Genomic DNA, 13,300 nt, shown 5'->3' with positions numbered 1-13,300 from the left:
ACTAACGCTGGACGAACACGCTTCCCGCCTGGAACGTGATGTTGGGCTGGCCGGTCTTGCCGTCGATCGGGTAGGGCCGGCCGGTGCAGTCGTCGCTCGCGAACAGCGACGCGGTCTTGGTGCTGTTGTTGTAGGCGGAGCGAATCCTGTTGCCCCAGCCGTGTTCGACGAGGTCCACGCACGCCGAGGAGCCGATCGGCGAGACGTTGAACCTCGCACCCTCGTAGTTGGTCTGGTCCCACGCGCAGAACGCGTCGGTGAAGGTGCAGTCCGGTGCGGCCGCCTGAGCAGCGGGCGTGATGGCGAGACCTGCGAACGCGCACAGGACAACGGCGATCTTCTTCATGGTTCCTCCCCAGTTCCCCATGTCCTCAACCTTTCCGGTGTTCCCGTTGCCACGTCAAGGATTTGCGGTACCGGAACTCAATTGGTTGCCCGGCACCGGCGGGGGCAGAATGATCAGGTGGAGATCCCAGGAGAAGTGTTGCGCGCGGTCGGTCCGGACGCGGTGTGGTCCAGCGACCACGAGGGACTGTCCGGCGACGTGTGGCGGGCGGGCTCCAGTTACGTGAAGCGCGCCGGGGTGGCCGAGCGCGATCGGTTGTTGTGGCTGGGCAAGAACTTCGAGGTGCCGGCCATCAAGGCGTTCGCCGACGACTGGCTGGTGCTGGCCGATGTTGGCGCACCGTCACTTGCCGCGGTGGATCCCGTGCTCGCGGGTACCGTCATGGGCACCGTGCTGCGGTCGTTGCACGCGCTACCGACGGCCTCATGTCCTTACGACGCGCGGATTCCAGTCGTGCTGGAAAAGGCGCGGCACAACGTCGGGGCGGGCCTGGTCGACGCGGGCGACTTCGACGACGAGAACCTGGGTGTCACAGCAGAAGAGCTGCTGGAGAGGCTGGTCGCCACCGCCCCGGAGACCGAGGATCTCGTGGTGGCACACGGGGACTTCTGCCCGCCGAACGTGCTGCTGCGCGCCGACGGCTCGACCGTGCTGATCGACGTGTCGCGGCTGGGCGTGTCCGACCGGCATCGCGACATCGCGTTGGTGCACCGGGAACTGGACGAGGAGGCCGCAGCCGCGTTCGACCGCGCCTACGGCCTCGTCCCCAGCCCGTCGCTGCTCAAGTGGTACCAGTTGCTCGACGAGTTCTTCTAACCCCGCTCGTAGGGCGTCTTCTCCCCGGCCTGGACGCCGAACGGCAGGTGGTTGCCCGCCGGTGGCAACGGGCAGGTGGCGAAGTCGGTGAACGCGCACGGCAGGTTCGTCGCGCGGTTGAAGTCGAGCACGACCGTGCCGTTGCTCGGCGTTGCCGCGAGCGACCTGTTCGCCGCATACGTGGTGACGCCGCTGGTCTCGTCGGTGAAGAGGATGCTCAACCCGCCGTTACGGCCGTTGAACGCCGTCAGTGTGTGCTCGGCGCCGTTGTGCGTGAACCGCACACGGCCCGGTGCCTCGTACACGTGGCTAAGGCCCTCCACCACCGCACCGACCGTCGTGGGGACAGGTGCGTCGAACGGTTCGTAGACGCCTTCCAGCACCCACTGCTCTTGTGGCTCGTACGACGGCACGCCCTTGAAGTTCCGGAGCACTTCAGCCTTCGGGTCGTGCACGCGGATCAGGTACCCGCCGCGCCGGGCGATCTCGATCTCGACGTCCCCTGCCTCGACACGCGTGCCGGCACCGCTCTGGACGAGTTCGAACCGCTGGGTCTCTTCCCTGTTCCGCCAGTACGCCGCGTCGTCGTCTTGCCACCACTCGCCAGGTAGGCCGTCATAGGCGCGTGGGGCCGTCTCCAGCCAGTCGAGAGAGACCAGCGCGAGCCAACCGTAGGGGTCGGCCAGGCTCTTCTCCCGCTCCGTCTTCCAGGTCTGCCAGTCCTCCGCGAAGCCGCTCATGTCCATGCGAACGACGGGTTCGGGGCGTCGCTTCCCGGTTCCACGGAGTGGGAAACGAGGGCGTCGCCGAGCTCGGTGCGGGCGTACACGACGCTGCGACCGTGACGTTGGGAGGCCAGCAGGCCGGCGTCGCGCAGCGCTCTGAGGTGCTGGTTCACCGCCGAAGTCGTGACACCGGTGCGCCGCGCGATGACGGTGGACGAGCGGGGTTCTCCCAGCCCGGCCAGCAGGTCCGCCCGCACCTGACCGAGCACCCCGGCCAGCACGGCGGGACCGCGAGCCCGCCCGGTCTCCCACAACGTGCCCGCCCCTCGGGCGGCGTAGATCAGCAACGGCGGTGCGCCGGGATCGACCGGCACGGCCGTGCGCCGGGCGAACACGCTGGGCATCAGGGTGAGCCCCTGTCCCGCGGCCTCCACCCGCCACGCCCGAGCGCCCTTGATCCGCACCTGGACGACCGGACCGGCGAAGGTGATCCGGTCGGAGATGCCGGAGAACATCGCCGCCAGGCCGCGCTGGGCCATTTCGCGGCCCCGGTGAGCGATGTCCGCTTCGAGCACCGTGCGCATCCGGCCCCAGTGACTCTCGAGGGCGGCGCGCCAGTAGGTCTCCAGCGCTTCGAACACACGATCGCGGTCTCGCAGGACCGCGGGCACCTCACCGAGCACCGCGCGGAAGTCGCGTCGCATGGTGCGCGTGGAGATCTCGCGGAGCGCGGCGAACTCGTCCTCGATCCGGGCGAACGGTGTCACCGGGCGGGGGCTGAGGAAGTCGGGTGTCCAGCCGCGGTCGTTGGACAGGGCCAGCAGCACCTCGGCGTCCACGTCGCGGATCCGGCGCATCCACGGCACGTGCAGCGGGTACTTGGCCGGGTCCTTCAGCACCCGCAGGCTGAGCGTGAGTTCGCTGAGCGGCGAGACCGCGAACCGCACGCCCACCAGGTCGGACTCGCCGAGCACGAACTCGATCATGTAGCACAACGCTACATCAGTTACGCACCGGTGGCGGGTGCCGACAGGCTCTCCACCATGTCGACCGATCTGGAACTGGCGTTGCGCATCGTGCGGGAGGCCTCGGACATGGCCTTGTCCGCGTTCAACTCGGACACCCTGCACGTGCGGTACAAGGAGGACGGCAGCGAGGTCACTTCAGTCGACCTCGCGATCGAGGACCTCGTGCGCAGGAGGCTGGCCGAGGCCGTGCCCGAGGACGCGGTCGCCGGTGAGGAACGTCCCGAGCGGTCCGGGACATCGGGCCGGCGCTGGCTGGTGGACCCGATCAGCGGCACGGCCGACTTCGTGGCCGGGCGGCCGACGTACTCGGTGGACCTGGCACTGGAGGGCGCGCTGGCGGTCTCCGCGATGCCGTCGCTGGACATCACGATGGCGGCGGGACGCGGCGTCGGCTGCCGGGTCTTCCGGAGTGGGCGCGAAGAGGTGGTCCGCGTGTCCACACGGGACTCCGTCGACGGCGCCCGAGTGTGCTTGCACGGCAAGAGGAAACCGGTGCTCGAACGGTGCGTCGTGGTGGAGGGGAGCATGTCGGTGCTGAGCCTGATCACCGGAGAGGTCGACGCGGTGATCGCGGCCGGTGCCGGTCTGGACGAGTTCGACCTGGCATGCCTGCCGGTGCTCGTGGAGGAGGCAGGCGGCAGGGTGACGATGGTCGAGGAGGACGTCGTGCTGGCCACCAACGGCGTCCTGCACGACGCCTTCCTCGGCCTCCTGGTCGCGCGTCCTGGTGTCGAACCAGGCACCCCAGGCTTATGAGGCCTGGGTGATCGCCGGATCCCGCGCGCTGGGGTGACCGACCGGACTCGCACCGGCTTCGACCAGGACCACAACCTGGCGCCTCGACTGCTTCGGCTTCGGTCACAGCTGCCCGTCGAGGACTCGAACCTCGATCTCCGCGTCCAGAGCGCGGCGTCCATGCCAATTGGACCAACGGGCATCAAAAAAGCCGCCTCGTCGCGACGGCGACGGGACGGCTCCCCGGAGACATGAGTCAGCTCATGCCGAGGAGCACCAGACGTGCTGATGGCGCATGTGTTGCATCACGGCCGGCTCCTTCCCGCGGTTCGTTGAAAACCACTCTGACGGATGGCGCGTCGGTGTTGCAACGCAATATTCGGCGTTGCAAAAGTTTGCAGATCTAGAAGGTTCACTCCACTAATCCTCAAGCCGACTTGCGGAAAACTTTTGCAACGTCTTTCCTGGACCGCTGACACACCCCGTCGGAAGGCAAGGACATGTCCCAGGACTGGTGGCGGCACGCCGTCATCTATCAGGTCTACGTGCGCAGCTTCGCGGACTCGGACGGCGACGGCGTCGGCGACCTGCCCGGCATCCGCTCACGCCTGCCCCATCTTCGCGACCTGGGCATCGACGCCGTCTGGATCACGCCGTTCTACGCCTCGCCGATGGCCGACGGCGGCTACGACGTGGCGGACTACCGCGCGGTGGACCCCCAGTTCGGCGACCTCGACGACGTGCGCGCGCTGGTCGCGGACGCCCACGCGCTCGGGATCCGCGTGATCGTCGACATCGTGCCAAACCACAGCTCCGACCAGCACGCGTGGTTCCAGGAGGCGCTGGCAGGGCGTGGCCGTGAGCGCTACATCTTCCGCGAGGGCGTGGGCGACCAGCCGCCGAACGACTGGGAGTCGGTGTTCGGCGGCCCGGCCTGGACCCGTGTTGCCGACGGCTCCTGGTACCTGCACCTGTTCGCACCGGAGCAGCCCGACCTGAACTGGGACCTGCCGGAGGTGCGGGCGGAGTTCCGCGACGTGCTGCGGTTCTGGCTGGACCTGGGCGTCGACGGGTTCCGGGTGGACGTGGCACACGGAATGATCAAGGCGCCGGGCCTGCCGGACATCGGGCACGCGGACCAGCTCAAGCTGCTGGGCACGGAGGCGTTGCCGTTCTTCGACCAGGACGGTGTGCACGGGATCCACCGCGAGTGGCGCGCTGTCGTGGACTCGTACGACGGCGAGCGCGTCCTGGTGGCCGAGGCGTGGACGCCTTCCGCCGAGCGCACCGCGATGTACTTGCGTGCCGACGAGATGCACCAGGCGTTCAACTTCCACTACCTCACCGCGGAGTGGACGTTCGACGCGTTGCGCTCGGTCATCGACTCGTCGCTCGCTGCCGTTGCACCCGTTGGCGCGCCTACGACTTGGGTGCTGTCGAACCACGACGTGCAACGGCACGTGACGCGCTACGGCGGCGGCGAGACCGGCGTACGGCGAGCGCGCGCTGCTCTCGCGTTGATGCTGGCGTTGCCGGGTTCGGTATACCTGTACCAGGGCGAGGAACTGGGTCTGCCCGAGGTGCTGGACCTGCCGGACGACGTGCTGCAGGACCCGATGTGGGAACGGTCAGGCCACACCGAACGCGGCCGCGACGGCTGCCGCGTGCCACTGCCGTGGTCGTCCTCGGGCCCCTCACTCGGGTTCGGCACGGGCGGCTCGTGGCTGCCGCAGCCCGCGGACTGGGCGAAGCTCAGCGTGGAGGCCCAGGCAGGCGACCAGGACTCGATGTTGTCCTTCTACCGCAACGCTCTGCGCGCCCGCCGCGAACACCCGGCACTGGGCGCCGGCGACGGCGTGACGTGGATCGACGGCCCGGCCGACGTCCTGTGGTTCGAGCGCCGGGCCGACGGCCGGGGCATCGCGTGCGCCGTGAACCTGTCCGGCTCCGTAGTGGCACTGCCCGACCCAGGCGCCGTACTGCTGGCGTCCTCGTACTACGGCGTGCGCGACGGCGAACTGCTCCTGCCGCCGGACACCGCCCTCTGGTGGGAGCTCTGACCAGCAATTTCACCTGATCATCAGTAATTGTCAGACCCCCTGAGTACGGTCCGTTGACATCAGCTTCGGACCGCATTCAGGGGGACGGCAGTGCGCAGGTGGGAACTCGTCTCGGGCAGCTCGGCGAAGTTCTGGGAGATCGGCCGTGACGGCGCCTCGGTGACCGTCCGGTTCGGACGGCTGGAGACGGCCGGCCAGACCCAGGTCAAGGAGCTCGCGTCCCCGGAGGCGGCCGAGGCGCACGTCGCGAAACTGGTGGCGGAAAAGGAGAAGAAGGGCTACCGAAGCGTCGCCGACGCTGCCCCGGCGCCTGCCGCCCCCACCACCCCACCCTCGGCTCCCTCTCCCGCCGCACCACCGACTGCCGCGGTGCCTGCCGCTGCCGCCACGCCGTCTGCGCCCTCCGCAGCGCCTTCCCACGCCGCACCACCGAATGCCGCGCTGTCTGCCGCTCCCCCCACCCCACCCGCATCCTCCACAGCACCTTCCCTCACCTCGCCACCGTCTTCCGCTGCGCCACCCGCTCTCGCCACCCCGCCCGCATCCTCCACAGCGCAATCCCCCACCCCGCCGCCCGCATCCCCCGCAGCGCCATCCCCCGCCGCACCACCGACTGCCGCGCTGTCTGCCGCCCCCACCACCCCACCCGCATCCCCCGCAGCACCTTCCCCCACCTCGCCACCGCCTTCCGCTGCGCCACCCGCTCTCGCCACCCCGCCCGCATCCTCCACAGCGCAATCCCCCACCGCACCAACGCCTTCCGCTGCGCCACCCACTCCTGGCACGCCGCCCGCTTCCCCTGCCGCGCCTTCCGCCACCGTCCCCGCCGAGCCCCCACTCGACGAGGAAACCTGGATCATGCCCACCGAGTGGCTGCGCCAGGCATTGCGCCGCAGAGACGTCAGACCCTGGCCGAAGTTCACGGTCGACTCCGCGAAGGCCCAGGTCCTCCGCGACGAGATCGCAGCACACGCCGACCGCATCGCCGAGGTGCTGTCCCACCCGGACTCGGACCAGAACCTCACAAGGGCACTGCGCGACCACCTCGAAGGCCGGCCCGACCCGCTGGGTGCCGCGGTGCTCGCGAGCGTGCCGTTGAGTTCCACCTCGCCCGCGCATTGGTGGATCGAGGAGTTCGGGCTGCCGTTCGCCGCCGCGGCGGCCGTGCATCACGCGATGACGGTGGTCCACAACTGGAAGGACTGGCAGACCGGGGACTGGTACGGCCACCACCTCAGGGTGTCGATGCCGCACCACCTGGGCGACAACGCCTTCGAGGCCATCGCCCTGATCGACGTCCGGACGGCGCTGGCGGTCACCGACGCCGAGACCTACGAGGCGGCCGTCGCGCAGCTCGACAAGGTCGGCACCACGGCGTTCGGCCAGGTCGCGCGGGCTTTTCTGGCTCCGACGCGGCACGACTGGTTCGAGGAGGCGAACGCCGTCCAGTCGGGCGCGCACTGGATGGTGCACAGCTCGGCCAGCACGGTGGAGCACCTCCGCCGCCTGAACCACGGGCACCTGATCTGGTCGCCGCGTGGCCTCTACACGGCCCTGTACGTCCTGGGTCCCGCGCTCGCACCGGTGCTCGACGCGGAACTGCGCGCCAAGGTCGAGTGGACCGCGGACAACCGCAAGCTCGCACTCGAGGTGCTGGCGGCGCTGCCGACCGACGAGGCGTTCCTGATGTTGCTGAACCGCTTGCAGGAACGTTATGTGCGGCCCGCGCTGCTGTCCGCGATGGACTCGTTCCCGGCCAGGGCTGCCCGGCTGCTGGCACCTCGTGCGGCCAACGACCCGGACGTTCGCCAGCTGCTGCGCGTGCTCGTGCTGACGCACCCCGGACTCGAACTGCCACCGGGCACCCCGGTGCCCGAGACGCTGCCGGACGCGCCGGCCGAAGCGCTGCCGCGGGTTCTCGCCGAGCCGCCGTGGCAGCACCGCCGGCCGCAGCCGAAACCCTTGGTGCTGAAGGACCTTCCGACGCCGGCCGCACACGTCACGTGGCTGCCAGGCGAGTGCGAGGAGTGGGGGAAGCTCACCGGCTGGTGGGCCGGGCAGACCCACAACTGGGAGGCACTGGCGGCGGCGGTCCGGGCGCGCAGCAGTCAGCACTACGAACAGAGGCTGTTCGAGGCGGGCCCGGAGGAGCTCGCCCGTCCGCTGCTCGCCGACTGGACTCCCAGCGACACCTGGGGAAGTGAGACCTGGGGCAGGCGCATCACGGCCCGGTTCGGGATGGACGCGCTGCCCGCGATGCTGCGCTTGGCCGCGAGCAACCCGCACGTCTCCGGCGTGGTCCTGCTCCCGTTCGCCACCCCCGAGGTGGCCGAGCTGATAGCGGACTGGTTGGTACGCCTCAAAACCGCCCGCGCGTTCGCCGTGTCGTGGCTCGCCCGCCACCGCGAGGCCGCCGCCCGTCTCCTGCTGCCCGCCGCGCTGGGCGTGGCCGGACCTCGCCGCCGCAACGCCGAGTTCGCCGTCCGCCACCTCCACCTGGAGACCGGCGTCGACGTCATCGCCATCGCCACCTCGCTCAGCGCCGAGGCGGGCGCCGCGATCCGCACGCTGATCGACGTCGACCCGCTCGACGTCCTGCCCGCGAAACTGCCGGCGATCGGCGACTGGGCGGACCACCGCCTGCTCCCCCAGGTCCTGCTGACCGATCGCACGACCGCACTGTCCGCGGACGCTGTCAGAAGCCTCCTGATGACCGCCGCACTGTCCAAACCGGACGTCGTCTACCCCGGCCTGCCGCTCGCCGCCGAGGCCTGCGATCGCACGTCGCTGGCGGAGTTCGCCTGGGGTGTCTTCGGCCGCTGGCAGGACGTGGGCGCTCCGGCGAAGGACGCCTGGGTGCTCACCGCCCTCGGCTGGTTCGGCGACGACGACACGGTGCGGCGGCTCGCTCCGCTCATCCGCGCCTGGCCGGGAGAGAGTCAGCACGCGAGGGCGGTCGCCGGCCTGGACGTGCTCGCCCAGATCGGCAGCGAGGTCGCCCTGACCCACCTGAACAGCATCGCGGAACGGGTGAAGTTCAAGGGCCTCAAGGCCCGCGCGCAGGAGAAGGTGTCCGACATCGCCGCGGCCCTCGGCCTCTCCCGCGACCAGCTGTCCGACCGACTGGTCCCCCGCCTCGGCCTGGACGACGCGGCCTGTCTGGTCATCGACTACGGCCCCCGTCAGTTCACCGTGGGCTTCGACGAACAGCTCAAACCCTACGTCCTCGACCCCGACGGCAAGCGGCGCAAGGACCTGCCGAAGCCGGGCGCGAAGGACGACCAGGAGCTCGCCCTGGCGGAACACAAGCGCTTCACCACGCTCAAGAAGGACGTCCGCACGGTCGCCACCGACCAGATCCACCGGCTGGAACGCTCGATGGCCGACCAGCGCACCTGGACCGCGGAGGAGTTCCGCACGGCCCTGGCCGCCCATCCCCTGCTCTGGCACCTGGTCCGCCGCCTGGTCTGGATCACCGGCGAGGGCCTGACCTTCCGGCTCGCCGAGGACCGCACGCTCGCCGACTCCGATGACGACGAGTTCACGTTGCCCGAGGACGCCACCGTCCGCGTGGCGCATCCGGTCGACCTGGCCGGGACGCTGCCGGCCTGGGGCGGGCTGTTCGCGGACTACGAGATCCTGCAGCCCTTCCCGCAACTCGGTCGGCCGGTCCACGCCTTCGCTCCCGGCGAGGACAACGTCGCGCAGCTGCGGAAGTACGTCGGCCGCACCGTGCCGGTCGGCAGGATCCTCGGTCTCACCAAACGGGGCTGGGTGCGCGGCGAACCCCAGGACAACGGGTGCGAAGCGTGGATCACCCGCCCCCTGCCCGGCGGTGGCGCGCTGGTGGCCTCACTGGATCCCGGAATCACCGTGGGCATGGTCGACATGGTCCCCGAGATGTCGTTCGACGACATCTGGTTCTCCACGAGCGGCGAAGGCAGCTGGACCGCGCCTCGCCACGGCAGCCCGGCCCACTTCGACGTGGACGCCGTCACCGCCTCCGAGCTCCTCTCGGAACTGGAATCGCTGCACGCGTGACCAGCGGCAAACTTTCGAATCGGATTCAGGAGGTACGGCAGTGCGCAGGTGGGAGCTCGTCGCGGACGGCTCGGCGAAGTTCTGGGAGGTCGGGCAGGACGGGTCCGCGGTGACCGTCCGGTTCGGACGGCTGCGGACGGCCGGCCAGACCAAGGTCAAAGAGCTCGCCTCGGCACAGGAGGCCGAGGCGCACGTCGCGAAGCTGGTGGCGGAGAAGGAGAAGAAGGGCTATCGCTCGGTCGACGCGCCTGAGGCCGACCACACCCCCGCAGCCGACCAGCCGGCCGCTGCCACCGCGACACCCACCCCGCCCACCATCGAAACGCCGCCCGCCGCCGGCAAGCCTGCCGAGGTCCCCGACGAGGACACCTGGGTCATGCCCAGGAGGTGGCTGCGAGACGTGGTGCGGCAGCGCGGATTCGATCCGGCGCCGATCTTCTCGCTCGACCACAAGATGGCGGATCAGGCACGGCAGCGGCAGGTCACGCAGGTCGCCACGCTCGACCGTCTGCTGGCCGCGCCGGAATCCGAGCCCGAGCTCGTGCAGGCCGTCCGGGATCACCTCGCGGGGCAGGCGAACCCCACTGGCGCGGCGACGATCGCGGTCATGACGCAGTGCGACGTGGCGTCGGTGCACCACTGGATCGCCGACCACGGGGTGGCCTTCGCGGTGGAGGCGCTCGTCGAGTCCCTCGGCATCAGCGCTTCCGGCGTGTGGAATGCGGCGATCAACGGATGGCGCGATCCGCACCTGCACCGGCACGGCACCGTCGCGCACATCAGTTCCGAGAGCGTGCAGGGCAAGATGCTCACAGCGCTCCGGTACGCCCTGGCGGTGGCGGACGACGCCGAGCGCGAGGCGGCGGAAGCCGTGCTGGACGCGCGGACCGACGTCCGGATGACGCGGACGTACCTGGTGCCGTCGCGGACCGACTGGTTCGACGAGGCGTGCAGCAACCCGAACTACTCGGTCCGGTGGTGGATGCTTCCCTGCAGCGCCAGCACTTACGACGAGTTCGAGCAGGCTCAGGTGAGGGTGGCGAACGGCGCGTTCGTGCTGCACACCGCGGTGTACGTGCTCGGAACGGCGATCGCGCCGTTGCTGGCCAAGGAACTCGACCACCAGCACCAGCTGGCGGACGGCCGCAAGCAGGTGCTGAAGGTCCTCGCGGCGCTGCCGACCGACGAGGCGTTCACCATTCTGCTCGACCGGCTCGACGCGAAGTACGTGCGTCCCGCGGTGCTGTCCGCCATGGCCGCGTTCCCGGCGCGGGCGGCCCGGCTGCTCGGTGAGCGTGCGTCCCGCAACGCCGACGTGCGGCAACTGCTGAGCGTCCACCTCAAGTCGAACCCCCACCTCGAAGCGCCGGACGGGTTCACCGCGGTCGAGTCCGCCGTGGTCCCGGAAGCGCCGGTGGAGGCGTTGCCGCCGCTGCTCGTCCAGCCGCCGTGGCTGAACCGGCGCCCACCGGTGAAGCCCGCGGTGGTCGAGGACGTGCCAGTGCCCGCGCCGTCGCTCGTGTGGGAGCCGGGTGAGCGCGAGGAGTGGCTGACGTCCGGCTACTGGAACACCCGCGAGACGTGGCAGCAGCTCATGTCGGAGTACCAGGCCGGCCGGATCGGGCACCGCATGCGCCTGCTGCTGGCTCTGGCACCCGAGGAGGAGGTGCGGCACCTGCTGGTGGACTGGCAGCCGAAGCTGGGCTGGAGCTCCGAGTCCACCGGCAAGCTGATGGCCGCGCGGTTCGGCTTCGACGCGTTGCCTCCGCTGGTGCGGATCGCCGAGTCCAACCCCAACGCCGCCGTCATCCTGCTGCCGTTCGCCGCACCCGAAGTGGCCACGCTGATGGCGGACTGGCTGGTGCGGCTCAAGCAGGTGCGCAAGCTCGCGCTGAGCTGGATGGCCCGGCACCGCGAGATGGCCGCGCGGTTCCTCATGCCCGCCGCGCTCGGCGCACCGGGTGCCAGGCGGCGCAACGCCGAGATCGCGATCCGCTACCTGCACGGTCAGGGTCTCGACGTGGTGACACTGGCGCCCAACGCCGAGGTGGCGGCGGGCCTCGAGGCGCTGCTGTCCATCGACCCCGTCGACGTGCTGCCCACCAAGCTGCCGGCGATCGGCGAGTGGGCGGACACCCGGCTGCTGCCCCAGGTCCTGCTCTCCGGCCGCAAGCACGCGTTGTCCCCGGAAGCCGCCCGCAACCTGCTGATGACGGCCGCGCTGTCCAAGCCGGGTGACGTCTACGCCGGTCTGCCGATCGTCCGCGAGGCGCTCGACCGGGACTCGCTCGCGGAGTTCGCGTGGGCGGTCTTCCAGCGCTGGCAGGACGCCGGTGCGCCGTCGAAGGAGGGCTGGGCGCTGAGCTGCCTCGGCTGGTTCGGCGACGATTCGACGGTCAGGGCGCTCTCCCCGCTGATCCGCGTCTGGCCGGGCGAGAGCCAGCACACCAGGGCCGTGACGGGGCTGGACGTCCTCGCCGACATCGGCACCGAGGTGGCGCTGTCCCACCTGAACGGCATCGCCGAGAAGGTGAAGTTCAAGGGTCTCAAGACGCGGGCCCAGGAGAAGGTCTCGCAGATCGCCGCCGAACTGGGCCTGTCCCGCGACCAGCTGGCGGACCGGCTGGTCCCGCGCCTGGGTCTCGACGACGAGGCATCGCTGGTCGTCGACTACGGCCCGCGCCAGTTCCGCGTCGGCTTCGACGAGCAGCTCAAACCGTACGTGCTCGACGCGGACGGCAAGCGCCGCAAGGACCTGCCCAAGCCCGGCGCGAAGGACGACCAGGACCGCGCCCCGCTGGAGCACAAGCGCTACACCGGGTTGAAGAAGGACGTGCGCACGGTCGCCGCCGACCAGATCCACCGCCTCGAACGAGCCATGGTCGACCAGCGCACCTGGACCGCCGACGAGTTCCACACCGTTCTGGCCGCGCATCCGTTGCTGTGGCACATCGTCCGCCGCCTCGTCTGGATCACCGACGAAGGCATGTCGTTCCGTCTGGCGGAAGACCGCACCCTCGCCGATCCCGGTGACGACGAGTTCACGCTGCCCGGCAACGCGACGGTCCGCGTGGCGCACCCGGTGGACCTCCACGACGTGCTGGAGGCGTGGGGTGAGGTGTTCGCCGACTACGAGATCCTCCAGCCGTTCCCGCAGCTGGGCCGGTCGCTGCACGTCGTGCCGCAAGGTGAGGATCTGCTCGTGCACCTGAAGAAGTACTGCGACGTGAACCATCCGATCGGCAAGATCCTCGGTCTCACCAAGAAGGGCTGGGTCCGCGGCGAACCCCAGGACGGTGGCGTGGAGTGCTGGATCACCCGGCCGCTCCCGCGCGGTGGCGCCCTGGTCGCGTCCATGGACCCCGGCATCGCGGTGGGCGCGATCGACATCTTCCCGGAGATCAAGTTCACCGAGCTGTGGTACTCCAGCGACGGTCAGGGCTACTGGTCCTCCCAGAAGAACGCGCCGTCCGCCGTCGAGGTCGACCCGATCACGGCGTCCGAGCTGCTGTCCGAACTGGAGTCTCTCCACACCTGACGGTGCCGCAG

Annotated in this window: 8 protein-coding genes, 3 tRNA genes and 1 pseudogene; 6 read left to right on the top strand and 6 right to left on the bottom strand. The window is 70.0% G+C overall.

All coding sequences use genetic code 11. The features are described from left to right. Position 1 precedes the first annotated feature (1 nt). On the bottom strand, positions 2 to 346 hold the full coding sequence (locus SK803_RS34110; RefSeq protein WP_319970298.1) for a peptidase inhibitor family I36 protein: 345 nt from the start codon (positions 344 to 346) through the stop codon (positions 2 to 4). A gap of 117 nt (positions 347 to 463) precedes the next feature. On the opposite strand from SK803_RS34110, the gene SK803_RS34105 reads away from it, so the two are divergent. Continuing rightward, a complete protein-coding gene (locus SK803_RS34105; RefSeq protein WP_319970297.1) occupies positions 464 to 1,162 on the top strand; it encodes an aminoglycoside 3'-phosphotransferase in 699 nt (232 codons plus the stop codon). Here the strand turns inward: SK803_RS34105 and SK803_RS34100 are convergent. Both SK803_RS34100 and SK803_RS34095 read right to left on the bottom strand, forming a co-directional pair. Continuing rightward, positions 1,159 to 1,902, bottom strand: a complete 744-nt coding sequence (locus SK803_RS34100; RefSeq protein WP_319970296.1) for a DUF1684 domain-containing protein — start codon at positions 1,900 to 1,902, stop codon at positions 1,159 to 1,161. The two genes, SK803_RS34105 and SK803_RS34100, sit on opposite strands and share 4 nt — an antisense overlap. Then, on the bottom strand, positions 1,899 to 2,873 hold the full coding sequence (locus SK803_RS34095) for an ArsR/SmtB family transcription factor (protein ID WP_319970295.1): 975 nt from the start codon (positions 2,871 to 2,873) through the stop codon (positions 1,899 to 1,901). Before SK803_RS34095 ends, SK803_RS34100 begins: the two co-directional genes overlap by 4 nt. Before the next feature lie 57 nt (positions 2,874 to 2,930). On the opposite strand from SK803_RS34095, the gene SK803_RS46635 reads away from it, so the two are divergent. Continuing rightward, complete coding sequence (locus SK803_RS46635) at positions 2,931 to 3,671, top strand: inositol monophosphatase family protein (RefSeq protein WP_406601624.1); 741 nt, start codon at positions 2,931 to 2,933, stop codon at positions 3,669 to 3,671. Here SK803_RS46635 and SK803_RS34085 read toward each other — a convergent pair. The 3 genes from SK803_RS34085 to SK803_RS34075 form a co-directional block, all read right to left on the bottom strand. Beyond that, positions 3,628 to 3,699, bottom strand: a tRNA-Ile gene (locus SK803_RS34085). The two genes, SK803_RS46635 and SK803_RS34085, sit on opposite strands and share 44 nt — an antisense overlap. Position 3,700: 1 nt before the next feature. Next, positions 3,701 to 3,777: transfer RNA gene (locus tag SK803_RS34080), tRNA-His, on the bottom strand. Between the two features lie 2 nt (positions 3,778 to 3,779). Beyond that, positions 3,780 to 3,852 (bottom strand) — tRNA-Gln (locus SK803_RS34075). Between the two features lie 298 nt (positions 3,853 to 4,150). On the opposite strand from SK803_RS34075, the gene SK803_RS34070 reads away from it, so the two are divergent. The 4 genes and pseudogenes from SK803_RS34070 to SK803_RS34060 all read left to right on the top strand — a co-directional run bounded on the left by SK803_RS34070 (position 4,151) and on the right by SK803_RS34060 (position 13,289). Next, positions 4,151 to 5,710, top strand: a complete 1,560-nt coding sequence (locus SK803_RS34070; RefSeq protein ID WP_319970293.1) for a glycoside hydrolase family 13 protein — start codon at positions 4,151 to 4,153, stop codon at positions 5,708 to 5,710. Between the two features lie 90 nt (positions 5,711 to 5,800). Continuing rightward, a pseudogene (locus tag SK803_RS46630) lies at positions 5,801 to 5,992 on the top strand (WGR domain-containing protein); the annotation flags it as partial. A gap of 576 nt (positions 5,993 to 6,568) precedes the next feature. Beyond that, positions 6,569 to 9,751, top strand: coding sequence for a DUF4132 domain-containing protein (locus SK803_RS34065; protein WP_319970292.1), 3,183 nt, complete (start codon positions 6,569 to 6,571; stop codon positions 9,749 to 9,751). Between the two features lie 40 nt (positions 9,752 to 9,791). Further along, positions 9,792 to 13,289 (top strand): DUF4132 domain-containing protein, encoded by a 3,498-nt coding sequence (locus tag SK803_RS34060; RefSeq protein WP_319970291.1) that lies wholly within the window; start codon positions 9,792 to 9,794, stop codon positions 13,287 to 13,289. Positions 13,290 to 13,300: the final 11 nt, after the last annotated feature.

Source organism: Lentzea miocenica (genome assembly GCF_033949945.1).
Lineage (GTDB): Bacteria > Actinomycetota > Actinomycetes > Mycobacteriales > Pseudonocardiaceae > Lentzea > Lentzea miocenica.
The sequence above is the reverse complement of the archived record's forward strand: the minus strand, read 5'-3'. Positions and strand labels throughout refer to the sequence as shown.